Source organism: Micromonospora qiuiae (assembly GCF_016863555.1).
GTDB lineage: Bacteria > Actinomycetota > Actinomycetes > Mycobacteriales > Micromonosporaceae > Micromonospora > Micromonospora qiuiae.
The window spans coordinates 31,208-58,204 of record NZ_BOPC01000031.1; the positions used below are offsets into that span (position 1 = coordinate 31,208).

Here is a 26,997-nt window from a genome sequence, read left to right on the forward strand (position 1 = left end):
AGGTGATTCGGAATTAGGGTGCCCGGTGACCATGAGAACGGGCACCGAAAGCGAGCGGCACATGTTACGTGAGGCGACCGGCGACGACGTTAACCTGATGTTGTCCTGGCGTAATCAGGAAATCAACCGACAGGTCAGCAAGAACAGTCACGTGATCACCGCCGAGGAGCACTCGCGATGGTGGCGCAACGTCCGCGCCGACCCCACCCGTCGGGTGCTGATCCACCTGCACGACGGCCTGCCGTGCGGCGTGGTCACCTTCTCCGACCTGCGCTTGCACGGGCCGCGTACCGGCTCGTGGGGCTTCTACCTGGATGCCGACGGCCTGGCCGAACGAGGCGCCACGCTGCCCGCCTGGCTGGCGGTCATGCGGGCGGCGGTCGACCATGCCTTCGACGTGCTCGAACTGGATCGCCTGGACGGCGAGGTGCTCGCCCACAACACCGTGGTCCGTCAGATGAACCGCCGGTTCCGTTTCGTCGAAGGCCCGGGCCGACGGGAGATCCACGACGGCCGGGAAATCACCGTCATCCCCATCTTCCTGAACCGCGCCGACCGCCGCGCCCGCTGATTTTCCATTCGCCTCCATTCGCTGTTCACCATGCGTTTACGGAGCGCCCTTCATTCATGGGCCCAGCGGTTCCGGTTAACCGAAAGGTCGGGGCCCTTTAACCCGTCGCCCTTAGCGTTCCCACCCGGCCGGCCCGGCCGAGGCCCCGCCCGATCACCGACGAACACGGGAGCACCAGATTGAGTGAGCTGAGCGGATCGTCCATCCTCGTCACCGGCGGTACGGGTTCCTTCGGCCGGACCTTCCTGCGACACCTGCTCGCCGAGACCGACCCGGTCCGGGTGGTGGTCTTCTCCCGGGACGAACTGAAGCAGTACGAGCTGCGCCAGCAGCTCGGCGACGACCCCCGACTGCGCTGGTTCATCGGCGACGTCCGGGACCGGCACCGGCTGACCCGGGCGATGCACGGCGTCGACCACGTGGTGCACGCGGCGGCGCTCAAGCAGGTCGACACGGCCGAGTACAACCCGTCGGAGTTCATCGCCACCAACATCACCGGTTCCCAGCACGTCGTGGACGCGGCGATCGAAGCCGGGGTGAAGAAGGTCATCGCCCTCTCCACCGACAAGGCGTCCAGCCCGATCAACCTGTACGGCGCGACGAAGCTGGTCGGCGACAAGTTGTTCGTCTCCGCCAACCACTACGCCGCACAGCACCCCACCCGGTTCGCGGTGGTGCGCTACGGCAACGTGGTCGGCAGCCGTGGCTCGGTGGTGCCGCTGTTCCGCCGGCTCGCCGCCGAGGGCAGGAGCCTGCCGATCACGGACAAGCGAATGACCCGCTTCTGGATCACCCTGGACCAGGCCGTGCAGTTCGTCCTGGACTCGTTCGACCAGATGCAGGGCGGCGAGCTGTTCGTGCCGCGCATCCCCAGCATGCGGATCCTCGACCTGGTGGAGGCGGTCGCCCCGGACGCCACCACCCACGAGATCGGCATCCGCCCCGGCGAGAAGCTGCACGAGGAGATGATCGCCCCGGACGACAGCCGCCGGACGCTGATCGCCAAGGACCGCTTCATCGTGCAGCCCACCATCGCCACCTGGGGCTACGAGCCGCCGGTGGGTTGCGAGCCGGTGCCCGACGGTTTCGCGTACCAGTCGGACACCAACGACGAGTGGCTCACCGTGCGGCAGCTGCGCGACATGCTCGGCCTGCCGGCATGACCGGTTTTCTGCCGTACGGCCGGCAGTCGGTGACCGACGACGACATCGAGGCCGTGGTCGCCGCCCTACGCGGCGACTGGCTCACCACCGGCCCGCAGGTCCCCGCCTTCGAGGCGGACCTCTCCGCCTGGGCCGGCGGAGCCGGCGTCGCTGCGGTCACCAGCGGCACGGCGGCGCTGCACGTGGCGTACGCGGCCGCCGGTGTCGGCCCCGGCGACGAGGTGATCGTCCCGCCGATGACGTTCGTGGCCACCGCCAGCAGCGCGGTGGCCCTGGGCGCCCGGGTCGTCTTCGCCGACGTGGTGGCGGAGACCTTCACCCTCGACCCGGCGGCGGTGGCCGCGTCGATCACCACCCGGACCAAGGTCGTCGCCGCGGTGGACTACGCCGGCCACCCCGCCGACTACGACGCGCTGCGCGCGGCGCTGGCCCGCAGCGACGCGCTGCTGCTCGCCGACGCCGCCCACTCGATCGGGGCCACCTACCGGGGCCGGCCGGTCGGCTCGCTGGCCGACCTGACCACGTTCTCGTTCTTTCCCACCAAGAACCTGACCACCGCCGAGGGCGGCGCGGTCGCCACCGGCGACCCGGAGCTGCTCAAGCGGGCCCGCCGGTTCCGCAACATCGGGCTGGTCCGGGAACGCGACGAGCAGCGCTGGCCGGATGAGGGCGGCTGGCACCAGGAGGTGCACTCCTTCGGGCTGAACTACCGGCTGCCCGACGTGCTCTGCGCGCTGGGCCGCAGCCAGCTGCGCCGTCTCGGGGACTTCCTCGCCCGCCGCGCCGAGCTGGTGGCCCGCTACGACGAGGCCCTCGCGGCGCTGCCCGGCGTGCTGATCCCGGGCCGGCGGGACTGGGCGACACCGGCCTGGCACCTGTACCCCATCCGGGTACTCGACGGTCGCCGCCGCGAGGTGTACGACCGGATGCGCGCCGCCGGCATCGGCGTACAGGTCAACTACATCCCGGCGCACTGGCATCCCGCCTTCGCCGACCTCGGCTACCGGCGCGGTAGCTGCCCGGTGGCCGAGGCGTTCTACGCCCAGCAGTTGTCGCTGCCGCTCTACCCCGGGCTGCGCGACACCGACCAGGACCGGGTGATCGACGCGCTCGCCGCCGCGGTGCGCGGCGTCCCGATCCGGTCGGCCGCCTGAGGGGTACGCCGATGCACCACGCCAACCACTTCTACGGCCACGCTCACGTGCTGGCCCGCTACGCCGGCCTGGGAGACAGGCACCCGCCCCGGATCAACGGGTACGTCCAGCACGGCTGGAACATCGGCGACGGTCTCGCCCCCGGTCACCCGTACGCCGAGCGGACACCGAGCCTGCTCTGGTCCGAGCAGACCCGGCGGCGGGCCTGGTCGCTGGGGCGGCGCAACGTCACCGTGATCGGGGCGCCCTTCGGCTACCTGCTGGCGATGCGCGCGACGGCGGAGGAGCCGCAGCCGCCCCGGACGGGCACCATCTGGTACCCGTTCCACGGCTGGGAGGGCCAGCACGTCAAGGGCGACCATCAGGAGCTGATCGCGCGGATCCGGGACACCGAGCCCGGCCCGGTCACCATCTGCCTGTACTGGCACGAGCACCGGATGCCCCGGGTGCGCCGACGCTACGAGAAGGCCGGCTTCCGGGTCATCTGCCACGGCTACCGGGGCCAGTGGTGGCGGGACACCGACCCGTGGTTCCTGGACCGTCAGCTCACCGAGCTACGCCGACACGCCCGGGTCGCCTCCAATCGGCTGACCAGCGCCATCTTCTACGGCATCGCCGCCGGCTGCGAACCCGCCGTGTACGGCGACCCGATGGCGCTGGCCGGGGAGGATCCCACCTTCGGCGGCACCGCCCGGATCCGTCGGCAGTGGCCCGAGCTGCACGGCGAACAGGTGCACCTGCCGACTGCCGTGGAGATCGCCCACGCCGAGTTGGGCACCGACCACCGCTATCCACCCGGGGCGCTGCGGGAGCTGCTCGGCTGGACGCAGCCGCAGTTGGAGGCGGCATGACGGCCGGGACGGCACCGTCGGTGCGGCTGCCCGGCGGCGAGATGCTGACCTGGTCCGACCGGCCCGGCGAGAACGCCGACCGCCCGCTGGCGGCGTTGGCGGCGCGGCTGGTGCCGGCCGGCGCGCGGGTGCTGCTGGCCGGGGCGCACGACCCCGCAGTGCTCGACGCGCTGACCCACGCCCGCGTCACCTGCCTGCTGCGCGGCTACCGCGACGCGGCGACGGTCACCGGCCGGGCCGACCAGGTGGTGGTCGCCGGATCGGCCGGTCTGCCGGCCGGCGAGGAGTACGACGTGGTGATCGCCGGTGCCGGGCTGGACGCGATCGAGTCGGTGGAAGGCCCCCGGCTGTGCTGGGACGAGATCCTGGCCCGGCTGGCGGCGGCTCTCCGCCCGGACGGCGAGTTGCTGCTGCGCGTGCCCAACCCGCTCGGCCTGCACCGACTCGTCGCGGGCGACGCCTGGTACGCCGGTCGGGCCGACGCCGAGTGGACGGTCGACGGGGTGCTCGACACCAGCCGCCCGGCCAACCTGGACCAGGCGCGCGTCCGGCTGGCCACCGCCGGGCTGGGCGTCGTCACCTGCTTTGCCGCCTACCCGCGAATGGACCTGACCACCGCGTTGCTCGCCACCGACCAGCTGTCCTGGCGAACCACCAACGCGCTGTTCGACGCAGTGCTGCACGACGCCTGCACCAGCGGTTTCGCCGGCCGGTTCGTGCTCGCTGACCCGGCCCGGCTGGCGGTGGACGCGCTGCACGCCGGGCGCGCCGCCGACCTGGCGCCGTCCTGGCTGGTGCTCGCCCGGCGGACGGGCACCAGCAGGTCCACGCCGACCCCGGCCGACATGGGCGAGCACGTCGGGGCCCACGGGCTGCCGGTGGCGCTGGTGCGGTTCGGTGCGGTGGGCAGCACCGTGGTCGAGGTGATCGACGGGGCATCGGGGTGGCACTGGCGCCGACCCGAGCCGCACGCCCGCACCGAGCCACACGCCCGACCTGAACCGCACGTCCGCGCCGAGCCACACGCACGACCCGAACCGCACGCCCGCACCGAGCCGGCGCCCGCGCCGTACGCCAGCCGGATGGTCGCCCACCGCGACCCGGCGGCGCCGGACGGACCGGTGCCCGACGGGCGGCTGCTGCGCAGCCTGCTGCTCGACGGCTGCCTGCGCCGCGACACGTCCCGACTGCGGCACCTGCTGCGCGGATACACCGACTGGCTCACCGGACAGGCCGACGACGGCCGGCTCACCGGGGCGGTGGCGCTGGCCGGGGCGGAAAACCTGGTCGTCGCCGGTGACCGCTTCGCGGTGCTCGACCCGACCTGGCGGGCCGACGAACCGTTACCGGTCGACGTGGTGCTGGCCAGGACCCTGTGGCGGTTCTCCGCCGACCTGCTCACCGGCGGGTACGCCCACCCCTGGACCTCCACACTGGACGTGGCGGGTCTGACCGTGGTGCTCGGCGGCGTGGCCGGACGGGACCTCGACCGGGCAGTGGTGGACGCCGCGGTGGAGACGGAGGCCGCCGTCAGCGCCACGGTACGCGGCCTGGACGCCGACGGGCCGATCCGGCTCGCGGCCGACCTGCGCGCCGTCACGCCGACCGACCCGCCGCCCGGACCGCGCAGCTACCAGCAGCTACGCGAGGCGTGGCTGCGCCAGCGCGACGAGAACACCCGGCTGGCCGCCGCGCTGAAGTGGACCGAGGAGTTGCTCACCTCCCGGGAACGCGCCCTGCGCCGGGCCGAAGCGAAAATCGATCTGCTCAGCGGGACGCTCGGCTACAAGGCCGCCCGGCTGGCCATCACCCCGGCCCGGCTGGCCAGGCGCGGCGCCCGGGCCGCCACGCGCCGCGCCCGGGCGATCGTCACCCGGAAGGAACGGACGTGACCGAGCGGATCGTGGGAATCGTGCAGGCCCGGATGGGCTCGACCCGGCTGCCCGGCAAGGTGCTACGCCCGCTGGCCGGGCGCAGCGTGCTCGGCCGGGTGGTCCGGGCCGCCCAGGACAGCGGGGTGCTCGCCGACCTGGTGGTGGCCACCAGCACGGACGCCGGCGACGACGCGGTGGTCGCCGAATGCGACCGGCTCGGGGTGGCCTGGCACCGGGGCCCGGTCGACGACGTACTGACCCGGTTCGTCGGGGCGCTCGACGCGCATCCCGCGGACGCGGTCATGCGGTTCACCGCCGACTGCCCGCTGCTGGACCCGGAGATCGTCACGCTGGTCGCCTCGGTGTACCGGGCGGTGCCGGGGCTGGACTACGCCAGTACCTCGATCGCCCGTACGCTGCCGCGCGGGCTGGACGTGGAGATCATCCGCGCCGAGGCGCTGCGTACCGTGCAGCGGCTCGCCACCGACCACCACCGGGTACACGTCACCTCGTACGCGTACGCTCATCCCGAGCTGTTCCGGGTGCTCGGCGTGACCCTCACGCCGGACCGGTCACCGCTACGGCTCACCCTGGACACCGAACGGGACTGGCAGTTGGTCCGCGCGATCGTCGACCACTTCGGTGACGTCAGCGTGCCGCTGGCCAAGCTCGCCGACTGGCTCGACGGGCAACCGGAGCTGCGCGCGCTCAACGCCACCGTACGCCAGAAGCGGTTGGAGGAATCCTGAGCACCGTACGCGTGGGCCTGCGCTGCGACGCCGGGCCGCAGCGCGGCGTCGGCCACCTGGTCCGCTGTCTCGCCCTCGGCGAGGAACTGCTGGCCCGAGGCGCCGCCGTCGAGGTGTTCGGCGCGGTGACCGGCGTCGACTGGGCGGCCGGGCAGCTCGCCACCCGGGGCATCCCGCTGCGTCCCGGGCCGGACACCCCGCACGGGCTGGTCACCGCGGCCCGTCGGCACGCGCTGGACGCCTTCGTGCTCGACTCGTACGAGCTGGATCCGGCCGGGGCGGGTGCGCTGCGCGACGCGGGCGCGCTGACCCTGGCGATCGTCGACGGCGACACCCGGGGCCAGGACGCCGACCTCTACCTCGACCAGAACTTCGGCACCGACCTGGTGGTGCCGGCGGGACGGCTGCTGGCCGGCAGCGCGTACGCCCTGCTGCGCGATTCGGTGCTGGCGGCCCGCCCCGCGGCGGCCCGCCCCGCGATGCAGGTGGACCGGCCGACGGTGCTGGCCTTCTTCGGCGGCACCGACGCGGCCGGCGCGGCGCCGCTGCTGACCGAGGTGCTGCTGTCCACCGGCCGCCCGATGGAGCTCACCGTCGTCGCCGGCCGCCCCGAGACAGCCGACCGGCTGATCCGGCTCAGCCCCGGCCCCGGGCAGGCCGTGCTCCCGGTGCCACCCACGGACGCCCTGCCCGCTCTGATCGCCGGGGCCGATCTGGTGGTCAGCGCGGCCGGCACGTCGGTCTGGGAGCTGTGCTGCCTGGGCGCGCCGTCGGCGCTGGTCTGCGTGGTGGACAACCAACGCGAGTCGTACCACCGGGTGGTGGGCGCCGGGCTGGCCGCCGGCCTCGGCGAGCTGCCGGAGCTGGCCGCCGATGCCAGCGTCCGGAGCGCCGCCGCGCGCACCCTGGACGGATTACTGACCAGCGGGCCGCGCCGGGCGGCGCTGTCGGCTCGGGCCTGGGCGGCGGTGGACGGGCGGGGTCGCGCCCGCGTGGCCGACGCGCTGGTCGAGGCTCTCTCCGGCCGACGAACCTGGACGTAGGGCGGTGCGGTCCGGTCGCACAGCTCTTGCCCGAGGCGTTGGCGACGAACAGGGGTTCCATGTCAGGTAGATGCCGCCTACGTAGACGGCGTCTACCTGCCGGCCGATGTTTCCTCGACGTGTCCGGCGAGCGGCGGAGCGATGGCGGGCACACGGCAGCGGCCCAGAGGAGCAGCCCGGACCGCTCGTGCTACAAACAACCTCCAGGGTCGATCGCGCCCCCGTCACCACCCCCGACGTGAAGGGCCAGCCATGACCCAGTCCCCTACCCCGACACGCCCCCGCTGGTCGCCCTGGACAGTGCACGGCGACGGCCGGACCGTACGCTCCGGCGACGTGGTGCACCCCGACGAACGGCTGTCCTGGCCGCGCACCCTGGGCGTCGGCGTGCAGCACGTGGTGGCCATGTTCGGCGCCACTTTCACCGTGCCGCTGATCACCGGCTTCCCGCCAGCCACCACCCTCTTCTTCTCCGGGCTGGGCACGCTGCTGTTCCTGGTCATCACCGGCAACCGGCTGCCGTCGTACCTCGGCTCGTCGTTCGCCTTCATCGCCCCGGTGCTGGCGGCCAAGGCCGGTGGTGACATCGGCCCGGCGCTCGGCGGCATCGTGGTCGCCGGTGTCGCGCTGGCCCTCGTCGGCCTGGTGGTGCAGTTCGCCGGGGCCGGTTGGATCAACCGGCTGATGCCGCCCGTGGTCACCGGCGCCATCGTGATGCTGATCGGGCTCAACCTCGCCCCGGTCGCCTGGGACGGTGGTGGGGACGGCGGGGTCAAGGCCCAGCCGCTGATCGCGGTGGTCACGCTCACCGCGATCCTGCTGTTCACCGTGCTCTTCCGGGGCTTCCTGGCCCGACTGTCCGTCCTGCTCGGGGTGCTGGCCGGCTGGCTACTCGCCGCGCTCACCGGTGGGCTGGCACCGGAGGCGGTCACCGGACTGCGCGAGGCCGCCTGGATCGGGCTGCCCGAGTTCCACACGCCCAGCTTCAGCCTGCGCGCCGTGGTGCTGATCATCCCGGTGGTCCTCGTACTCATCGCCGAGAACGCCGGTCACGTCAAGGCCGTCGCCGCCACCACCGGCCGCAACCTGGACCGGGACATGGGCAAGGCGTTCATGGGCGATGGTCTGGCCACCGTGCTCGCTGGCTCCGGCGGCGGCTCCGGCACCACCACGTACGCCGAGAACATCGGCGTGATGGCCGCCACCCGGGTCTACTCCACGGCCGCGTACTGGGTGGCCGGGGTGGCCGCGGTGCTGCTCGGGCTCAGCCCCAAGATCGGCGCGCTGATTCTCACCGTGCCGGCCGGCGTGCTCGGCGGCGCCACCACCGCCCTCTACGGGCTGATCGCCATCCTCGGCGCTCGGATCTGGCTCGACAACCGGGTCGACTTTCACGACCCGGTCAACCTGCTGACCGCCGCCGTCGCGGTGATCATCGGCGCCGCCGACTACACCCTCACCGCCGGCGACCTGTCCTTCCACGGCATCGCCCTGGGCACCGCCGCCGCCCTGCTGGTCTACCACGGCATGCGCGCGATCGCCCGCCTGCGCGGCACCACCCCGCCGACCCGTCAGGGTCCCGAGCCCGAACTCTGACCACCTGGGAAGCCCGTCCCCGCCGGAACGGCGGAGACGGGCTGGCCCACCCACCACGGTGGCACTGATCAGAACTGCGCGAAGAACCGCCACACCTCGCCCTTGGTCCAGGTCCGGGCGCCGCTGTCGCCGCCCCCGTCCACCGGACCTGGGGTGTGACCGCCGTCGAACGCGCCCCACAGCACCGGATAGCCAGCCCGGCACCCCGAGTAGGCGGTGGTGATGTGGGTCCGGCTACCCGCCGCCGGCTCCGGCGGATTCTGCGGGGTGCAGCCGTTGTTGCGGACGAACCTGTCACGCAGCGACCGCCCGCTGGCGATGTTGTCGGAGATGCCATGAATGCCGAAGTACGCGATCGGCTGGGTGCCACCACTGCATCCGCTGAGCTCTCGGGGAGCGCCGTAGACCGCGACGGCCCGGAAGACGTTCGCGCGGGCACAGGCAAGTGCGTAGCTCATCGCACCGCCGTAGCTGAACCCGAGGGCGAAACGCTGCGTCGTGTTGACGCAGAGGTCGCTTTCGATCCGACGGATCATGTCGTCGACGAAGGTGACATCCTCGCCACCGGAGTTGGCCCAGCCGTTGCCGATGCCCTGGGGGGCAACCAGAATCGCGCTGTTGTTCGACTGTTCCTGCTGCCCGTAGTAGGACCAGGCAGCCCCGTCGGCTCCGCCGTAGGCGACATCGCCCGCGGTGCCACCCAACCAGTGGAACGCGAACATCAACCGGTAGCGGGTGTTGCTGTTGTAGTTGGCGGGAATCCGCAGGATGAAGCTACGACTCTTGCCGTTGCTCTGGATCGTGTGCGTGCCGTTGCCCAACGTCGGAGCCTTGCCGCACCCCGCGCCCGGTTCACCACTCGGCGGTGGTGACGTGGGCGTGGGCCCGCCGCCGACGGGGAACAACCGCCACTGCTGGTTGGCACCGTTGCCGTCGGAATACTGGACGACGTTGGCCCCGTCCGCGGTCGAGGCGCCCTGCACCTCCACTGCCTTGTTGCTGTTCCGGTTGATCAGCCGGACGTGGCCTCCGTCGGAGTCGGCCAGTCGGAACTGCTGGTTCGCTCCGTTGTGGTCCGTCCACTGGATGATCGCGGCACCGTCGGCGGTCGAGGCGTTCGACACGTCCAGGACCTTGCCGGAATGCCGCGACTTCAGCCGGTAGTAGCCTCCGCCGGAGTCCACGAACTGCCATTGCTGGTTTGCCCCGTCGTTGCGCGTCCACTGGCTGATCCGCGCGCCGTCGTTGGTGGCCAGGCCGTAGACGTCCAACGCCTTGCCGCTGTTGCGGTTGACCAGCACGTACCAGGCGTTGGTGTCCACCGTCGCCGCAGCCGCTGGTGCCGCGTTGACCGCGACGAGGGTGCCGGCCACCAGGAGCGCCGCACCGGCCGCAGCCACGACCGACCATCGCTGACGCCCGGGTGGAGAGGCGGGACGAACCTCACCGTTCATTGATCCACTCCTTCGACTAGGACCGCGCGATAAGGACGGCCGCGCGTTGTCGCAGGCGCTGACGTTCGGATGGTGGTGTCAATACGTTGGGTCAGCCTGCGAAGAGAGGCTTAACGTATCGTCGTCATACGTCATACGTCAATGACAGACGTCGATGAACCGTCGCGCATCGGCCGCGCCACGCCCAGCCGGTGAAGATGCCTACTCGCGGTCGAACTGGTGACCGACCACGGCCGGGCCGAGCATCACGGCGAAGCCGGAACCGTCGCGGCGCGGATCCGCCGCGGGCAACTCCACCGCCTCGCCGTTCGCCGTCGACCCCACCGGCCGGGGGCCGATCCAGCCGACCACCACGTCGGTCTCACCCTTGAGGAACCGATGCGCACGCACCCCGGCGGTCGCCCTCCCCTTCGCCGGGTACGCCGCAAACGGCGTCACCTTCACCGTCGCGCCGGTGGAGGTGACCACCATCGGCTCACCGTGCACCAGATCGTCGGTGCGGACCGCGCCGAAGAAGACGACCTGCGCCCCGTCCGGCAGGGCGATCCCCGCCATGCCGCCGCCCTTGAGCCCCTGCGGCCGGACCAACCCGGCCGGGAAGCGCAGCAGCGACGCCCCGCTGGTCAGGAAAGCCAGCGACTCGGCCCCGTCGGTCAGCCAGGTCGCCCCGACCACCTCGTCGCCCTCGCGCAGCCCGATCACCTCGAACTCGTCCGAGCGCACCGGCCAGTCCGGGGCACAGACCTTGACCACGCCGTGGCGGGTACCCAACGCCAGGCCGGGTGAGCCCTCGGCGACCGGACCCAGCGGCGCCAGGCCGACCACCGCTTCCCCGGGCTCCAACGGCACCAACTCGGCGGCGGACATCCCCCCGCGCAGCGACACCGTGCCGGACTGCTCCGGCAACACCGGCAACGGCAGCACATCCACCTTGAACGCCCGACCGGCGCTGGTCACCAGCAGCACCCGCCCTCGGGCGGTGGAGGGCACCACGGCGCGTACCGCGTCGTGCCTGACCCGGCCGTGCCGGCGGCGCCCCTCGGCGGCCTCCTCCGACTCAGCGGCGGTGCGGGCGACCAGCCCGGTCGCCGACAGGATCACCTGGCACGGGTCGTCGGCCACCTCCAGCGGGCCGGCCGGAACCGACGCCGCCAGCACCTCCTTGAGATCACCATCGACCAGCGTGGTACGCCGGGGGACGCCGAACTGCTTGACCACCGCGGCCAACTCGCCGGAGACCAGCTTCTTCAGCACCTTCTCGTCGTCCAGGATGGTGGACAGCTCGGCGATCTCCGCGCGCAGCTTCTCCTGCTCGGCCTCCAACTCCAGCCGGTCGTACCTGGTGAGCCGACGCAACGGGGTATCCAGAATGTAGCCGGCCTGGATCTCGGAAAGCTTGAACTTCCGCATGAGGCCGTCCTTGGCCGCCTGGGCGTCCTCGCTGGCCCGGATCAGCTTGACCACCCGATCGATGTCGAGCAGGGCGATCAGCAGACCGTCGACCAGGTGCAGCCGCTCCTCACGCTTGCGCCTGCGGTATGCGCTGCGCCGGGTCACCACCTCGTAGCGGTGCGCCAGGAACACCTCCAGCAGCGCCTTCAACCCGAGGGTACGCGGCTGACCGTCGACCAGCACCAGGTTGTTCACGCCGAAGGACTGCTCCAGCGGGGTGAGCCGGTACAGGTCGGCCAGCAGCGCCTGCGGGTTGACCCCGACCTTGCACTCGATGACCAGGCGGGTGCCGTTCTCCCGGTCGGTCAGATCCTTGACGTCGGCGATCCCGGTCAGCCGCTTGGTCTTGTTGACCTCGTTGGTGATGGCCGCGATGACCTTCTCCCCACCGACGCCGTACGGCAGCTCGACCACGGTGATCGCCTGCCGGCCCCGGCTGCCCTCCAGCGGGCCGATCTCCACCTTGGCGCGCATCCGCACCACGCCACGGCCGGTCTCGTACGCCCGGCGCACCTCGTCCAGACCGAGCAGCAGGCCGCCGGTGGGCAGGTCCGGCCCGGGCACGAACTCCATCAGCTTGTCGAGGGTGGCGTCCGGGTGCCGGATCAGCCACCGGGCGGCCGAGACGACCTCACCCAGGTTGTGCGGGATCATGTTGGTCGCCATCCCCACCGCGATCCCCGAGGTGCCGTTGACCAGCAGGTTCGGGAAGGCGGCCGGCAGCACGGTGGGCTGGGTCAGCGAGCCGTCGTAGTTGGGCTCGACATCGACGGTCTCCTCGCCCAGCTCACCGACGAGCAGCATCGCCTCCCGCGACATCCGAGTCTCGGTGTATCTCGCCGCTGCCGGTCCATCGTCCGGGCTTCCAAAGTTTCCATGCCCGTCGATGAGTGGCACGTTCAGCGAGAAGTCCTGCGCCATCCGGACCATCGCGTCGTAGATCGCGGTGTCACCGTGCGGGTGGTAGCGACCCATCACGTCGCCGACCACGCGGGCCGACTTGACGTGCGGTCGGTCCGGCCGGAAACCCGCCTCGTGCATCGCGTAGAGGATGCGCCGATGCACCGGCTTGAGGCCGTCACGCGCGTCGGGCAGCGCCCGCGAGTGGATCACCGAGAAGGCGTACTCCAGGTAGGAGTCGGAGACTTCGGTGACCAGCGGGTTGTCGAAGACCCGCGCGCCGGCCCGGTCGAACGCGGAGTGGTCGACCTTCGTTTCCTTGCGGCGTGCCATGACTCAGATTTCCCCTCGAACGAACCCGGTGCTCCGACCTGCGACCGCGCGGCGCGCGGCGAACCGCTCCCTCACGCGTCGATCACCTCCCGGTCGACGCGGTCGGCGGAGTCGATCAGCCAGTTGCGGCGGGGCTCGACCTTCTCCCCCATCAGCAGGTCGAGGATCCGCTCGGCGGCGTCGACATCGTCCAGCGTGATCCGGCGTACCGCCCGGGTGGCCGGGTTCATCGTGGTCTCCCAGAGCTCGTCGGCGTCCATCTCGCCGAGGCCCTTGAACCGCGGGATGGGAGTGACGATCTGCTTGCCGGCCTGCTCCAGCTTGCGGACCGTCGCCTCCATCTCCGCCTGCGTGTAGGTGTAGATGGTCTGCGGGTTGCGTCCCTTTGTGGTGATCTTGTGCAGGGGCGGCATCGCGGCGTAGAGCCGACCGGCCTCGATCAGCGGCCGCATGTAGCGGGCGAAGAGGGTGATCAGCAGCGTCCGGATGTGCGCGCCGTCGACATCGGCGTCGGCCATGATGAGTACGCGGCCGTACCGCATCGCGGACAGGTCGAAGGTACGCCCGGAGCCCGCGCCGAGCACCTGCACGATCGCCGCACACTCGGCGTTGTCGAGCACCTGCTGAAGGTTGGCTTTCTGCACGTTCAGGATCTTGCCGCGAATCGGAAGAAGCGCCTGATACTCGGCAGATCGGGCGAGTCGCCCTGTTCCCAGCGCGCTGTCCCCCTCCACGATGAATAATTCACTTCTATCGATGCCTGTGGCGCGGCAGTCGACCAGTTTGGCGGGCATGGCGGCGCCTTCGAGGGCCGTCTTGCGGCGGGCGGCGTCCTTCTGCTGCTTCTGCGTGAGCCGGACCCGAGCCGCGTCGACGATCTTCTGGAGGACGGTGCGGGCCTCGGTCTTCGTCTTCCGGTCCTCCAACCAGGACTTCAGGTGCCGCTCGATGAGGCCCTGCACCACCTTGGTGACGCCGGCGGTGGAGAGCTCGTCCTTGGTCTGGGAGGTGAACTGCGGCTCGGGCACCCGGACGTGCACCACCGCGGTCATGCCCTCCAGAACGTCGTCCAGAGTGGGCGCGTCCTCCTTCGCCTTGAGCAGGCCACGGGTGTTGCGTACGGCGTCGGCGAGGGTACGCGCCAGCGCCCGTTCGAAGCCCTTGCGGTGGGTGCCGCCGTGCGCGTTGCGGATGGTGTTGGTGAAGCACTCGACGGTGCGCTCGTAGCCGGTGCCCCAGCGGAAGGCGATCTCGACCTCGGCCCGGCGCTGCACGTTGGACTGCATGACGCCGTTGGCGTCGGCGGCGTTCTCCCGGTACGTGCCCTCGCCGGTGACCAGCAGGGTGCCGGAGACGGGCCGGTCGCCGGGCGGGGCGAGGAACTCCACCATCTCGGTGAGCCCGCCGGGGTAGTGGAAGACCTCTTCGGCCGGTTGCTCGCCGGTGCGGTCGTGCAGGGTGTAGCTGACCCCGGGCACCAGGAAGGCGGTGTGCCGCAGCTTGGCGCGTACGGCGTCGTGGTCCAGCGCCGCGCCGGTCTCGAAGTAGCGGGGGTCGTGCCAGTAGCGGATCGAGGTGCCGGTGCGCTGGCCGCGCTTTGTCGCGCCGACGATCTGGAGCCCGGGCCCGGGGGTGAACGGCGCGTCCGGGCCGTCGCCGTCGAAGATGCCGGGCACGCCGTGCCGGAACGACATGGCGTGCACCTTGCCGCCCCGGCGGACGGTGACGTCGAACCGGCGGGAGAGCGCGTTGACCGCCGAGGCGCCGACGCCGTGCAGGCCGCCGGAGGTCTTGTAGCCGGAGCCGCCGAACTTGCCGCCGGCGTGCAGCCGGGTGAGCACCAGTTCGACGCCGGAGATGCCGGAGCGGGCGTGCACGTCGGTGGGGATGCCCCGTCCGTCGTCGTCGACCTGCACCGAGCCGTCGGCGTGCAGGGTGACCGCGATCTTCGTGGCGTGACCGGCGACCCCCTCGTCGGTGGAGTTGTCGAGGATCTCGTTGACGAGGTGGCCCACGCCACGGCTGTCGGTGGAGCCGATGTACATGCCGGGCCGTTTGCGGACGGCGTCCAGCCCCTCGAGGTGCGTGAGGTCGTCGGCCCCGTACAGGGTCTCAGGCTCTGCGGTCAACTGGTCGTACTCCCGGGTCTCGGCGATGTGCTGCCCCGCACCGTCGTGGTCGGCCCAGCGTGGGCACGCCGCAGCGAGCGTAGCCGTACGCTCCGACATGCGATGCGGACACCCGTACGGCACGCCGCACGGGACCGCTGTTGGTGGCCCTGCCGCGGTCAACATCCCGGCGCCCGGCCTTATGCCCGGCCCCACCCCCGCTGGCTACTCACGGGTAGCCTGGCCTCGTGAGCGCGACGGTGGAATATGTGCAGGAATTCGTCCAGGTCGACGGCGCGCGCCTCGGCGTGCAGCTGTATCCGGAACCGGCAGGCGTCCGCGACGCCCCGGTGGTGCTGATATCGCCGGCGATGGGGGTACGGGCCCGGTATTACCGGCCGTTCGCCGCCGCGCTGCGCGACGCCGGGCTGGCCGTGATCGTCGCCGACCTGCGCGGCACCGGGGAGAGCACGCCGCGACCGAGCCGGGCCTGCCGGTACGGGTACGCGGAGCTGGCCGCCGACATCGGCGCGGTGCGAACGGCGCTGAAGGAGCGGCTGGACGGGCGTCGACTGCTGCTGCTGGGGCACTCCCTCGGCGGCCATGCCGCCGTGCTGCACCTGGCCCTGCACGGCGAGCAGGAGGTGGACGGGCTGGCGTTGGTGGCCGTCGGCCTGCCGTACTGGCGTGACTTCGCCGGCCTTCGGCGCTACGGCGTGCTGCCGTACACCCAGGGCATCGCGGCCACGACCCGGCTGCTCGGCGTCTGGCCCGGGTGGGGGTTCGGTGGCCGGCAGGCCCGGGGGGTGATTCGGGACTGGGCACACGTCGCCCGTACCGGCCGCTTCCCCGAGCTGCACCGGGTCGACACCGAGGCGGCCGTGGGCCGGATCCGGACCCCGGTGCTGGCGGTCAGCGTCGAGGGCGATCAGTACACTCCGCACCCCACGCTGGACCGGCTCTGCGTCAAGCTCACCGCGGCCCGGGTCGAGCGCGAGCGTTACCACATCGAGGGCACCGCCCTGGACCACTTCAACTGGGTACGCTCCGCCGCGCCGCTCGCCGCCCGGATCGCGGACTTCACCGCCGGCCTGCCGCCGCGCTGACAGGCCGGCCACGGGGGATTAACCCCTGTTCGTCGGGGTAAGCCGGGGCGCCCGACACCGCGAAAGGGGACCCGATGTCTGACAGCCACACCGCACTGCGCTCGATGCACGACCTGGGCCTGGCAGCCTGGTTCGGCGGCTCCCTGATGGGTGCCTTCGGCGTCAACGGCGCCGCCGCCCGGATCGACGACTCGACCAAGCGACTTCCGGTCGCGTCGACCGGCTGGGCCCGATGGACCCCGGTCAACGCGGCGGCCATCGGCGCCCATCTCGCCGGCGCGGTCGGCGAGCTGGTCACCGAGAGCCCTCGGATGGCCGCCCAGCGGGGCGTCGGACGGGCGAGCACGCTGAAGACCGCTTTGACCGTCGGTGCCCTCGCCGTGACCGGCTACAGCCGGATGCTCGGCAAGCGGCTGGAGCGGGGCGGCATGACCTCGGTCGAGGGGGTCACCGAGCCGAACCAACAGACGCCGGCGAACGTGGCATCCTGCCAGCGTCAGCTCAAACTGCTCCAGTGGGCGATCCCGGCGCTGACCGGTGCGCTGATCGTGGTCACCGCGTACATGGGTGAGCAGCAGAAGCCCGGACAGGTGCTGCGCGGCATGTTCGGCCGGGCGAACGGGCTGATGCACGCCCCGATGGCGATGGGCAAGGGTGCCGCTCGGATCGGGGCGATGAACGCGGCCCGCCGGCACATGGCGTCGTCCGGCCGTTGACGGCCGGCGGCAGCACCGACCCAGCCATCCAGCAGCGAGGTGGTCATGACGGACAGGGACAGGCAGGACCGGGGACCGGAGGACGTAGCGCCCTGGGGGACCACGGACGGCTTCGACGCCGGCCCGCCGTGGGGGGTCGGCGAGGACTCGCCGATGGACGAGGGCAGCGAGGAGACCGCGGTGCCCGAGGGGCGGCGCGGCGAGCGGCGAGCGGGCCAGCCTCCAGCGGAACACCGGCCCGCCGGCCGGCACGAATTCGGCTCGGTGGAGCCCACCGCCACACCGGCCGCCGGCCCCGGCGCGCCACCGGATCCGGCACCGGCCCGACGCCCGTTCCCGGACGACGTGGCCGGCGAGGACCTGCCGGACAACTCGCTGGAGGAGGCGACCGGCATGCGACCGGAAGGGGTGTCCCGGGGCTGACACCGCCGGCCCCGGCCGCAGGTGCGTCGCCCGGTCAGGACCGTACGGCCCGGACGGCGGGCACGTCGAGCAGCCCGGCCAGCTTCTCCGCGTCACGTTGGGCCTGCCCGGCACAGCAGTTGTTGAACAGCACGTGCAGTTCCTCGGCCTGCTCGGCGAGTTCCGCCAACAGCTGCGACCAGCAGCGCAGTTCGTCGTCGCCGTAGGCGTAGCGGAATCGGTCCTCCTTGGTGCCGCCGGCCCAGGCGGTGCTGTGCCCGTGGAACCGCACCATCGCCAGGTCGGCGGTCGCGACCAGAGCCGGTGGCACCGAATCGGGATGGCCCTGCGGCATGTCGACGCAGCAGAAGGTCAGGTCGTGTTCGCGGAGGAAGGTCAGCGTCTCCCACGCCGCAGGACCGTCGAACCAGGAAGCGTGCCGCAGCTCGACGGCGACCCGCCAGGGCCGGCAGCGGGTGGCCAGTTCCGCGATCCGTCGCCGGGCCGCGTAGGTGCAGGCCAGCCACGGTGGGAACTGCAGCAGCACGGCACCGAGCCGGTCGGCGGCCGCGATCGGTGCCAGCGCCGCCCGGAACCTCCGCCACAGCTCGTCGTACGCCGTCGACGGCAGGTCCCGCCGGCGGATCCGGTCCGGTCCGTCGGCCGGGCGCAGGTCCGCCGGGAGGGTCGCGGTCGGGGTCGGGTGGCCGGTGAAGAGGCTGAAGGCCTTGACGTTGAAGGTGAATCCGTCGGGCGTGGCGTCGACCCAGCCCTGGACCGTCTCCGGCGCCGGCACCGCGTAGTACGACGTGTCCACCTCGACCAGCGCGAACCGGTCGGCGTAGTAGCGAAGTCGCCCCGCCGGAGTGTTCGCCTGCCGTGGATACCAGCCGGAGCGCAGCAGCGTCCGATCGGCCCAGGATGACGTGCCCACCTTGATGACACCCATGTGATTCAGTGGACCGCCGAACGGCCGGATCGGCAACCGCTGGGCCGTGACGGTTGGTAACGTGCCGCGATGAGGCTGCGGGACGGGTCCCATGTGGAGCCGAGCGAACGGGTGTTGACAGCGCTGCTGGCCATGCAGCGGCAGTCGTGGGAGCAGGGCGTCGCCGGGCACGCGGCGCTGGATCTGGGGCTCGACGATCTGGTGGTGCTGCTCGCCGACGCGGCGGTGACCCGACAGCATCGTGACGGTCGGCTCGGCGACGCCGGTGCGGAGACGGGCGCGGTCAACGGGGCAGCCTGCGGCGAGGCGGTCCGGCACGCGGCGGCGGTCACCGGTGATCCCCGGTTCGCCGCCGCGCTGGACGCGCAGCTGCGCTGGCTGCGGGCCGACGCGCCGAGAGCCGCCGACGGTACGCTGTTCCACCTGCTCGGCAGCCGCGAAATCTGGGCCGACACGGTGTACATGGTGGTGCCGCTGCTGGCGGTCGCCGGATATCCGGAGCGGGCCGCCGAGCAGGTGCGCGGGCACCGCGACCGGCTGTACGACCCGGGCAGCGGGCTCTACGCCGCGCGGTGGGACGAGCAGCGGTCGCGGCTGACCCATCCGCAGCACTGGGGCACCGGCAACGGTTGGGTGGTCGCCGGGATCAGCCGGGCGCTGGGGTTGCGCACCGACTGGCCGCCCGGGGTCCGCGACGGGCTCGCCGCCCATGCCCGCGAGGTGATCGACGCCTGCCTGACGTACCGGGGCGACGACGGGCTCTTCTCGGATGTGCTGGACGATCCGGCGACATTCCGGGAGACGAACGTGGCGCAGATGCTCGCGTACGCGACGCTGAGCGGGGCCGCCGACGGCTGGCTGCCGGCCTCGTACGCCGAGGTGGGGCGGGAACTGGTGACGGCGGCCGGCCGGCGGGTCGACGCCCGTGGCCTGGTCACCGGGGTCAGCGGGGCGCCCGCCTTCACCGCCCCGGGCACCTCCAGCGAGGCGCAGGCCTTTCATCTGCTGGCCCACGCCGCGCTGCACCGCCTGCCCGCGGCGGCACGCGACGAACGGCGGTGACCGGCGCCGCCGAGCCGACGAACCCGGTGGCGGGTTTGGTCCGGCCTGATCCGGGCAGGTCAGGGGCAGGACGCGAGGAGGAATTGCATGCGTGCGTTGCGGCTGCCCGATTGGAGGACGGATCCGGAGCTGGTCGAGGCCGACGAGCCGAAGCCGGGCCCGGGTCAGGTGGTGGTGAAGATCGGTGCTGCCGGGGCATGCCACTCCGATCTGCACCTGATGCACGACTTCGAGGCGGGCACGGTGCCCTGGAACCCGCCGTTCATTCTCGGCCACGAGAACGCCGGCTGGGTGCACGCTGTCGGTGCCGGCGTCACCGGGCTGGAAATCGGCCAACCGGTCGCCGTGTACGGCCCGTGGGGGTGCGGCACGTGCGCCCGCTGCCGGGTCGGTGCCGAGAACTACTGCGAGAACCCGGCCGCGGCACCGGTGCCCAGCGGCGGGGGCGGACTCGGCCTGGACGGCGGCATGGCCAAGTACGAGTTGGTGCCGGCCGCCCGGCTCGTCGTGCCGCTGCCCGAAGGGCTGGACGCCGTCCAGGCGGCACCGCTGACCGATGCGGGGCTGACCCCGTACCACGCGATCCGTCGATCCTGGCCCAAGCTGCCGCCTGGCAGCACCGCCGTGGTGATCGGTGTCGGCGGGCTCGGGCACGTCGGTGTGCAGATCCTCAAGGCCACCACCGCGACTCGGGTGATCGCGGTGGACACCCGCGACGAGGCGCTACGGCTCGCCGAGGAGTGCGGCGCCGACCTGACGCTGCGCTCGGGCGAGAGCACCGCCGAGGAGATCAGGTCGGCCACCGGCGGTCGCGGCGCCGACGTCGTGCTGGACTTCGTCGGTGCCGACGGCACCCTGCGGCTCGGTGCTGCCGCCGCCCGCACCTTGGGCGATCTGACCATCGTCGGGATCGGCGGCGGCAGCCTGCCGGTCGGCTTCTTCTCCGTGCCGTACGAGGTCAGCATCCAGACCACGTACTGGGGCAGCCGGCCGGAGCTGATCGAGGTGCTCGAACTCGGCGCCCAGGGGCTGGTACGGCCGAAGACGACGACGTTCAAGCTGGACGACGCGATGCAGGCGTACCACCAGATGCAGGACGGCACGCTGGAGGGACGAGCTGTCATCGTGCCGTGAGCACCCCGCCCGTAGCGTCCAGGTGCGGATCCGCGGCAGGGTGCGTTCAGCGAGTTCGCCTACGCTGATCATGTGGTCGCCGCGCTGGAGCTCTATCTGGACACCGCCGCCACCCGACGAATCCGGGTGCTCTGGGACGCCCTCGAGGCCGAGGGGGTGCAGAGCATGCGCTCGCTGCTGGAGCAACGGCACCGGCCGCACGTCTCGCTCGCGGTCGCGCCACGCCTCGACCCGGAGCAGGTCGCCGCGGCGCTGGCCGGCACCACCGTGGCCGTGCCGCTGCGGCTGTCGTTCCAGTACGCGGGCCAGTTCGTCGGCCGGGTGCTCTGGCTGGGCCCGGTCCCCACACCGCAACTGCTCGCACACCACCGGCAGGTGCACGCCCGGCTCGCGGCAGCCGGCGTCACGCTGGTCGAGCACTACCAGCCGGATCGGTGGGTGCCGCACTGCACCCTGTCGATGCGGGTACCGAACACACTGATGGCCGTCGCCGTACGCCGTTGCCTGGAAATCCTCCCCCTGGAGGCCACCGTGGTAGCCGCCGCCCTGACCGACCACGCCCGTAACATCTCCCACCCCCTCCCCTAAACTCCCACCCCACCCCCACCCACCCCGCATCCCCGCCCCGCATCCCCACCCCACCCACCCCGCATCCCCACCCCGCATCCCCGCCGCGCATCCCGCCCCGCCCCGCCGCCCGACCAGCACGCCGATCTTGCACTTTTGGTCGGCTGTATGCCCCTTATAGGCCTGTTTGTCCCGACGAAAAGTGCAAGATCGCGGCGCCGAGGGACCGCGCGGGCAAGTTTGATCCATCAGCGCAATGCCGTCCGTTGCTCGGAGCGAGCAATCTTGGACGCTTTCGGCCCCCAGAGGGGCCATTCCAGTCCAAGATCCGCCGGGGCGGGTAGACATATCGGGGCAAGGTACTCTGATCGCATCTGCTGGGTCGGATCCGATCGCGAGCGGTGGGGCGGGGTGGGGTGGGGTGACACATGGGACGGTGGGGTGATAGGGGACGGTGGGGTGATAGGGGACGGTGGGTGTAACCAAGGGCTGGCGACAAGGGCCGTGAAATGCGATAAGGAACCGCGGGGTGCGGTGTGACAGGGCGCGGCGAGGGCTGGGGTGGGTAGCGCGGGCGGGCGGGGGTGGGCGAGGCATGGTGTTAGTCCCGGCCGCTCCGCTATGCGAAGCGGCCCTAATCGGAGGAAAGTAGGTCTACTTCCGAGTTAGGAGAGGGTGGCGCGGCCGTGGCGCCAGTAGCCCATGAAGGCTACGGCGCGGCGATCCAGGTTGCGCTCGGCAATCAGGTGTCTGCGCAGGGTGCGGATGACGCTTGCTTCTCCGGCCAGCCAGGCGTAGAGGGGCGCTGCCGGGACCGGGTCGGGCACCTCCCAGAGGAGTTCGCGATCCACATCGACGTCGTCGACCGACACGGGGGCCGAACCGACGACCGACACGCCAGCCACAGCAGGCACCCGACCGACCAACGACTCGCCAGCCACGCCAGCCGAACCGACGACCGACACGCCAGCCACAGCAGGCACCCGATCGGCGAGCAACTCGCCGGCCGCGGCGGTGACGGCGGTGACCAGCCGGGTGCCGTGCGGGTCGGTGCCGCGGGGCAACCAGGTCACCTCCACTCCCGGCGGGGCGGACAGCGGCAGTATGTCGGCTGTCTCGGGCACCTCCAGCAGCACCCGGCCCCGGGCGTGCAGCGGCAGCCGCCCGCAGATGCCACTGATCGCCGGCACCGCCGTCTCGTCTCCGGCCAGCAGCAGGCATCCGGTCGACGGAGGGCGGAACTCGACGCCGCCGTGGTCGCCGTCGTACGCCGCGTCCGGTCCCAGGATGGCGATCTCGTCGCCGGGGCGGGCCCGCCGCGCCCACCGGGTCGCCGGCCCGCCGTCGCCGTGCAGCACCAGGTCGACGTCCACCTCGTTGAGCTGTGGCCGAACCGCACGGGCGGTGTAGGTCCGGATCGGGTTGCGCCGGTGCTCCGGCAGCGCCCGCCAGCGCGCATACCAGTTTGGGCCCTGCGGCAGGCGCACCCCGCGCTGGCCGGGCAGCGGCAGGGCCAGCTTGATCCGCTGGTCGTACCCGTTGTCGGCGAAGCGGTCCAGGTCCGGGCCGGTGAAGGTGACCCGGACGAACGACGGGCTGAGCCGGTGTACCGCGCGGACCTCGACGGTGAACAACCGCCAGGGCGCGACGGGCAGGGTGCTGGTCATGATGCCTTCCTCATACGGACCGGTGCGCGGCGACGCGCTACCGGGCATACGGACCGGTGCGCGGCGACGCGCTACCGGGCTTGCGGGGCGGCGGCGCGGGAACGCCACAGCAGCCAGACGAAGTACGGAGTGCCGATCAATGCGGTGACCAGGCCGGCGGGGATCTGCGCCGGGGCGATGACCGTGCGGCCGAGGGTGTCGGCGAGGCTGACCAGGGCCGCGCCGAGCAGCGCGGCCACCGGCAGCACCCGGCAGTGGCGACCGCCGACCAGGGCGCGGGCGGCGTGCGGGGCGACCAGGCCGACGAAGCCGATCACGCCGACCGCGGAGACGGCGGTCGAGGTGAGCAGCGCTGCCGCGCCGAGCGCGACCAGCCGGGTGCGTTCCAACCGGACGCCAAGCACCCGAGGTGTGTCGTCGTCCAGTGTCATCAGGTCCAGCTCGCGGCGGGCGGCGGCCACCGCCGGGGTGAGCACCAGCAGTGCGATCGCCACCGGCAGCACCTGGGGGCCGGTGCGGCCGTAGGTGGAGCCGGAGAGCCAGGTCAGGGCCTTGCCGGTGTTCCACGGATCGAAGGCGACGATTAGGTAGGTGATCAGGGCCGTGCCGCCCTGCCAGGCGCCGAAGCCGATCAGGACCAACCGGTCGGAGCTGAGACCGCCGCGCCAGGCCGCGCCGTAGACGAGGGCGAAGGCCAGCATCGCGCCGACTCCGGCCACGCCCGAGACGGCCCAGACGCCGGCCAGTGGCACGAAGGTGAGCAGACCGACCGCGCCCAGTCCGGCGCCGGCGGTGATGCCGAGGATGCCGGGTTCGGCCAGCGGGTTGCGGCAGACCGCCTGCACGGTGGTGCCGGCGACCGCCAGCGCCGCGCCGGCCAGCACCGCCGCGGCCACCCGCGGCCACCGCTGGTCCAGCACGAAGGTGTACGCCGGTCCGGTGCTGCCGTTGACCCAGTTGGCGATGTCGCCGAGCAGCACCCAGGTGTCCCCGGCGAGCATGCCGAGCAGCACCGCGGCGACGGCGACCGTACCGGCCACGGCGACGACAGTGCGGTGGAAGGCTGCGGAGCGGACCGCCGCGTGGCCGCCGGGTGGGCGGCGGGTGGGGCCGGCGTCCCGGTGCCGACGGGCCAGCCAGATCAGGATCGCGGCGCCGAGCAGGGTGGTCACCACGCCGGTGGGGATGTCGACGCCCGCCTGACTGCCCATCAGGGCCCGCAGCAGCACGTCGGAACCGAGCACGATGATCACACCGGTCATCCCGGCCAGCGGCAGCAGGAGCCGGTGCCGGTGCACTTCGGGCACCAGGGGACCGAGCAGCCGGACGATCACCGGCGCGCACAGGCCGACGAAGCCCACCGGCCCGGTGAGGGTGACCGCGGCGGCGGACAGCAGCACGGCGAGCACCGTGACCAGCAGCCGGGTACGCCGTACGTCGAGGCCGAGCACGGTGGCGGTGTCGTCGCCGAGGGCGAGGATGTCGAGGCGGTGACCGAGCAGCATCAGCGCCACGAGGGCGGCCCCGATCACCGGGGCGAGTTGGGTGAGCGCGGTCAGGTCGGCCTGCACCAGCGAGCCGTTGCCCCAGGCGAACAGGCCGATGGTCGCCTGTTCGAAGAGCAGGAGCAGCAGCATGGTCACCGAACTGAGCGCCAGGGCGGTGGCCGAGCCGGCGAGGATCAGCCGGGTGGTGCCGGCCTGACCGCCGGCGGACATCGCCATCACCAGGCCGGCCGCGGCGAGCCCGCCGCAGAAGGCGAGACCGCCGACGGGCAGCGCGGGCAGCGCGACGCCGAACGCGGCGACCGAGACGATGGCCAGGTGGGCACCGGCGTTGACGGCGAGGGTGTCCGGCGAGGCGAGCGGGTTACGGGCGATCGACTGCAGGGCAGCACCGGCGAAGCCGAGGGCGACGCCGACGGCCAGGCCGGCGAGCAGCCGGGGCACCCGGGAGGCGATCAGCACCCGGGCCGCCTCGTCGTCGCCGCCGGTGAGCAGCCGCAGCAGGTCGAGGGCACCCACGCCGGAGGTGCCCTGGGTGAGGTGCACCGCCGCGACCACCAGCGACAGCGCGGTGACGGCGAGGAAGGCCCCGGCTACCCGGGAACCGGAGGTACGTCCGGCCGGAGCCGGCCGGACGGTCGGCTCCGCACGCGGGGGCGCGTTCAGCGGGATCACCCCGCGTACGCAGTGACGAGCTGGTCGATGTACTGCTTGCCGGAGAGCGGCCCGCCGAAGGTCCAGATGCCGTCGGGCATCCGGTGCAGGTTGCCCTGCTTGACGAAGGGCAGCGAGGTCCAGATGGCGTTGTCGGCGAGGCCGTCGGCGAAGACGTCGGCGCCGTCCGAGGCGTTGTAGAAGAAGTGCAGGTCAGGGCTCTTCAACCCGGTCAGTCCCTCGATGTCGGTCTGACCCAGGCCCCACACCTCGTCGGTCTTGCCGGTCCAGGCGTTGGTGAGGCCGAGCTGGATGCCGATCTGGGAGACCAGTGCGCCCTGGCCGAACATCCGGATGCTGACCGTGCTGCCTTCCTTCCAGCCGTCAGCGATGGCGAACGGCCGGCCGGCCGCGCCCGCGTCGGCGATTTTCTTCTTCCCGTCGGCGATGGCGGTGTCGAAGTCGGCGAGCAACCTCTCCGCCTCGGCGGTCCTACCGACCGCAGTGGCGATCATGTTGAAGTCGGAGCGCATCCGGCCGAGGTTGTCCGAGGCGTCGCTGCCCCTGGTGACGATCACCGGAACGTACTTCTCCAGCTGGGTCACCAGGTTGGCGCCGCGGCCGTCCTCCATCACCACTAGGTCGGGTTGGAGCGCCACGATCGAGTCGACGCTCGGCTCGCCCCGGGTGCCTACGTCCTTGACGTCGGCATCGAGTTTGGCGGCGGTGACCCAGGTGGCGTAGCCCTTGGGATCGGCCACGCCGACCGGCATGACACCGAGGCTGACCAGCATCTCGGCCTCACCCCACTCCAGAGCGACGACCTTGGTGGCAGGGTTGTCGAGCTTCACCTGCTTGCCGCGGCTGTCGGCCACGGTGACCGGCCCGCTGGCGGCCGGGGCGGCGGTCGAGGGCTCGGTGGTGTTCTCGGTGGTGCCGCAGGCGGCCAGCGTCAGCGCGGTGACGGCGGCGAGCAGGGCAGTGAAACGGCTACGGGACATGACTTTTTTCCTCGGGTGCGGGTGTTGACGAATTCGGTGCTCAGGCCGCGACACGGGCCAGGTGCCGACCCACGGGGCGGGTGGTCACCAGCCCGCTGAGCGGGTCGACGGCGACCTCGATCCGGATGCCGTAAATTTCGGTCAGGTCCGACTCGGTGAAGACCGCGGCCGGAGTGCCGGTGGCGCGGACCCGACCGCCGTGCAGCAGGACCACCTCGTCGGCCACCGCGGCGGCATGGTTGAGGTCGTGCAGCACGACGCCAACCGCGACGCCGTGGTCGTCGGCGAGGTCACGCATGAGGTCGAGAATCTCGACCTGGTAGCGCAGGTCGAGGAAGGTGGTCGGCTCGTCGAGCAGCAGCACCGGGGTGTCCTGGGCCAGACAGGTGGCCAGCCAGACCCGTTGCAGCTCGCCGCCGGACAGCTCGTCCACCGGCCGCTCGGCCATCGCGGCGACCCCGGTGACGTCCATCGCGCGGGCGACGGCGGCCGGCCCGTCGGCATCGTCGGCGCGCCAGCGGCCGCGGTAGGGGTGCCGGCCGTAGCCGACCACGTCACGGACGGTGACCCCGCTGGGGATCGGTCGGCTCTGGGCGAGCAGGGTCACCCGGCGGGCGAACTCCTTGGCCGGTAGGCCGGCTGCGGCGCTGCCGTCGGCGAAGTGCACTGCGCCACTGCCGATCGGGTGCAGCCGGGCGAGCGCCCGCAGCAGGGTCGACTTGCCGCTGCCGTTCGGCCCGACGAGCGCGGTCACCGCGCCCGGCCGCAGGGCGATCGTCGCACCGTGCACCACCTGTGTGCCGTGGTAGCCCAGGCAGAGGTCGACTCCGCTCAGGCGCTGCTCGGCGCCGGCCGACGCCCCTCCGCTCATCACGGTGGTTAGGTTAACCTAACCTAACTTCATGTCAAGCGCGGATTCCGAACTCCCCCGCCCCGCCCCGGCGCGGTCGATGAAGCGGGCGCCCGCCCGACGGCGTCCACAGATG

22 protein-coding genes are annotated in these 26,997 nt (G+C 72.1%); 14 read left to right on the plus strand and 8 right to left on the minus strand.

All coding sequences use genetic code 11. From position 1 onward, the window contains the following. The first annotated feature begins 31 nt into the window (after positions 1-31). The 8 genes from Vqi01_RS12350 to Vqi01_RS12385 all read left to right on the plus strand — a co-directional run bounded on the left by Vqi01_RS12350 (position 32) and on the right by Vqi01_RS12385 (position 9,001). Positions 32-571, plus strand: a complete 540-nt coding sequence (locus tag Vqi01_RS12350) for a GNAT family N-acetyltransferase (RefSeq protein ID WP_239098361.1) — start codon at positions 32-34, stop codon at positions 569-571. 179 nt (positions 572-750) lie between these two features. Continuing rightward, on the plus strand, positions 751-1,734 hold the full coding sequence (gene pseB / locus Vqi01_RS12355; RefSeq protein ID WP_204034893.1) for a UDP-N-acetylglucosamine 4,6-dehydratase (inverting): 984 nt from the start codon (positions 751-753) through the stop codon (positions 1,732-1,734). Beyond that, complete coding sequence (locus Vqi01_RS12360) at positions 1,731-2,888, plus strand: DegT/DnrJ/EryC1/StrS family aminotransferase (RefSeq protein ID WP_204034894.1); 1,158 nt, start codon at positions 1,731-1,733, stop codon at positions 2,886-2,888. Before pseB ends, Vqi01_RS12360 begins: the two co-directional genes overlap by 4 nt. Positions 2,889-2,899: 11 nt before the next feature. Beyond that, a complete protein-coding gene (locus Vqi01_RS12365) occupies positions 2,900-3,739 on the plus strand; it encodes a hypothetical protein (RefSeq protein WP_204034895.1) in 840 nt (279 codons plus the stop codon). Further along, positions 3,736-5,631 (plus strand): class I SAM-dependent methyltransferase, encoded by a 1,896-nt coding sequence (locus Vqi01_RS12370; RefSeq protein ID WP_204034896.1) that lies wholly within the window; start codon positions 3,736-3,738, stop codon positions 5,629-5,631. The genes Vqi01_RS12365 and Vqi01_RS12370 overlap by 4 nt, the downstream gene beginning before the upstream one ends. Continuing rightward, positions 5,628-6,362 carry a cytidylyltransferase domain-containing protein gene (locus Vqi01_RS12375; protein ID WP_204034897.1) on the plus strand — a complete coding sequence of 245 codons (735 nt, stop codon included), beginning with the start codon at positions 5,628-5,630 and terminating at the stop codon, positions 6,360-6,362. The genes Vqi01_RS12370 and Vqi01_RS12375 overlap by 4 nt, the downstream gene beginning before the upstream one ends. Next, positions 6,359-7,405 carry a PseG/SpsG family protein gene (locus Vqi01_RS12380; protein WP_204034950.1) on the plus strand — a complete coding sequence of 349 codons (1,047 nt, stop codon included), beginning with the start codon at positions 6,359-6,361 and terminating at the stop codon, positions 7,403-7,405. The genes Vqi01_RS12375 and Vqi01_RS12380 overlap by 4 nt, the downstream gene beginning before the upstream one ends. A 252-nt stretch (positions 7,406-7,657) precedes the next feature. After that, positions 7,658-9,001, plus strand: coding sequence for a uracil-xanthine permease family protein (locus Vqi01_RS12385; RefSeq protein ID WP_204034898.1), 1,344 nt, complete (start codon positions 7,658-7,660; stop codon positions 8,999-9,001). Between the two features lie 68 nt (positions 9,002-9,069). Here Vqi01_RS12385 and Vqi01_RS31780 read toward each other — a convergent pair whose 3' ends face one another. From Vqi01_RS31780 to Vqi01_RS12400, 3 genes are all read right to left on the minus strand, one after another. Beyond that, entirely contained in the window at positions 9,070-10,455 is a 1,386-nt protein-coding gene (locus Vqi01_RS31780) for an RICIN domain-containing protein (protein WP_204034899.1), read from the minus strand. Between the two features lie 201 nt (positions 10,456-10,656). Next, positions 10,657-13,140 carry a DNA gyrase/topoisomerase IV subunit A gene (locus Vqi01_RS12395; RefSeq protein WP_204034900.1) on the minus strand — a complete coding sequence of 828 codons (2,484 nt, stop codon included), beginning with the start codon at positions 13,138-13,140 and terminating at the stop codon, positions 10,657-10,659. A 71-nt stretch (positions 13,141-13,211) separates the two neighbouring features. Continuing rightward, entirely contained in the window at positions 13,212-15,269 is a 2,058-nt protein-coding gene (locus tag Vqi01_RS12400; RefSeq protein WP_504740168.1) for a DNA gyrase/topoisomerase IV subunit B, read from the minus strand. Between the two features lie 239 nt (positions 15,270-15,508). Here Vqi01_RS12400 and Vqi01_RS12405 point away from each other — a divergent pair, with 239 nt between their 5' ends. The 3 genes from Vqi01_RS12405 to Vqi01_RS12415 all read left to right on the plus strand — a co-directional run bounded on the left by Vqi01_RS12405 (position 15,509) and on the right by Vqi01_RS12415 (position 17,493). Next, positions 15,509-16,354 carry an alpha/beta hydrolase family protein gene (locus Vqi01_RS12405; RefSeq protein WP_204034952.1) on the plus strand — a complete coding sequence of 282 codons (846 nt, stop codon included), beginning with the start codon at positions 15,509-15,511 and terminating at the stop codon, positions 16,352-16,354. A gap of 74 nt (positions 16,355-16,428) precedes the next feature. Continuing rightward, positions 16,429-17,070 (plus strand): hypothetical protein, encoded by a 642-nt coding sequence (locus tag Vqi01_RS12410; RefSeq protein WP_204034901.1) that lies wholly within the window; start codon positions 16,429-16,431, stop codon positions 17,068-17,070. Between the two features lie 45 nt (positions 17,071-17,115). After that, positions 17,116-17,493: a hypothetical protein gene (locus Vqi01_RS12415; RefSeq protein ID WP_204034902.1), complete on the plus strand. Its 378-nt coding sequence runs from the start codon at positions 17,116-17,118 to the stop codon at positions 17,491-17,493. Between the two features lie 34 nt (positions 17,494-17,527). Here the strand turns inward: Vqi01_RS12415 and Vqi01_RS12420 are convergent, their stop codons facing one another. After that, complete coding sequence (locus tag Vqi01_RS12420) at positions 17,528-18,421, minus strand: DUF72 domain-containing protein (RefSeq protein ID WP_204034903.1); 894 nt, start codon at positions 18,419-18,421, stop codon at positions 17,528-17,530. A 69-nt stretch (positions 18,422-18,490) separates the two neighbouring features. On the opposite strand from Vqi01_RS12420, the gene Vqi01_RS12425 reads away from it, so the two are divergent. The 3 genes from Vqi01_RS12425 (at position 18,491) to Vqi01_RS12435 (ending at position 21,205) form a co-directional block, all read left to right on the plus strand. Then, positions 18,491-19,483: a glycoside hydrolase family 88 protein gene (locus Vqi01_RS12425; protein ID WP_204034904.1), complete on the plus strand. Its 993-nt coding sequence runs from the start codon at positions 18,491-18,493 to the stop codon at positions 19,481-19,483. An 87-nt stretch (positions 19,484-19,570) separates the two neighbouring features. Next, a complete protein-coding gene (locus Vqi01_RS12430; protein WP_204034905.1) occupies positions 19,571-20,617 on the plus strand; it encodes an NAD(P)-dependent alcohol dehydrogenase in 1,047 nt (348 codons plus the stop codon). A 72-nt stretch (positions 20,618-20,689) separates the two neighbouring features. Further along, complete coding sequence (locus Vqi01_RS12435; RefSeq protein ID WP_204034906.1) at positions 20,690-21,205, plus strand: 2'-5' RNA ligase family protein; 516 nt, start codon at positions 20,690-20,692, stop codon at positions 21,203-21,205. Positions 21,206-21,849: 644 nt separating this feature from the next. Here the strand turns inward: Vqi01_RS12435 and Vqi01_RS12440 are convergent. The 4 genes from Vqi01_RS12440 to Vqi01_RS12455 form a co-directional block, all read right to left on the minus strand. Beyond that, a complete protein-coding gene (locus tag Vqi01_RS12440) occupies positions 21,850-22,851 on the minus strand; it encodes a siderophore-interacting protein (RefSeq protein WP_204034907.1) in 1,002 nt (333 codons plus the stop codon). A 71-nt stretch (positions 22,852-22,922) separates the two neighbouring features. Next, positions 22,923-25,031 (minus strand): iron ABC transporter permease, encoded by a 2,109-nt coding sequence (locus tag Vqi01_RS12445; protein ID WP_204034908.1) that lies wholly within the window; start codon positions 25,029-25,031, stop codon positions 22,923-22,925. Then, positions 25,028-26,011, minus strand: coding sequence for an ABC transporter substrate-binding protein (locus Vqi01_RS12450; protein WP_204034909.1), 984 nt, complete (start codon positions 26,009-26,011; stop codon positions 25,028-25,030). The genes Vqi01_RS12445 and Vqi01_RS12450 overlap by 4 nt, the downstream gene beginning before the upstream one ends. 40 nt (positions 26,012-26,051) lie before the next feature. Beyond that, a complete protein-coding gene (locus Vqi01_RS12455) occupies positions 26,052-26,882 on the minus strand; it encodes an ABC transporter ATP-binding protein (protein WP_204034953.1) in 831 nt (276 codons plus the stop codon). Positions 26,883-26,997: the final 115 nt, after the last annotated feature.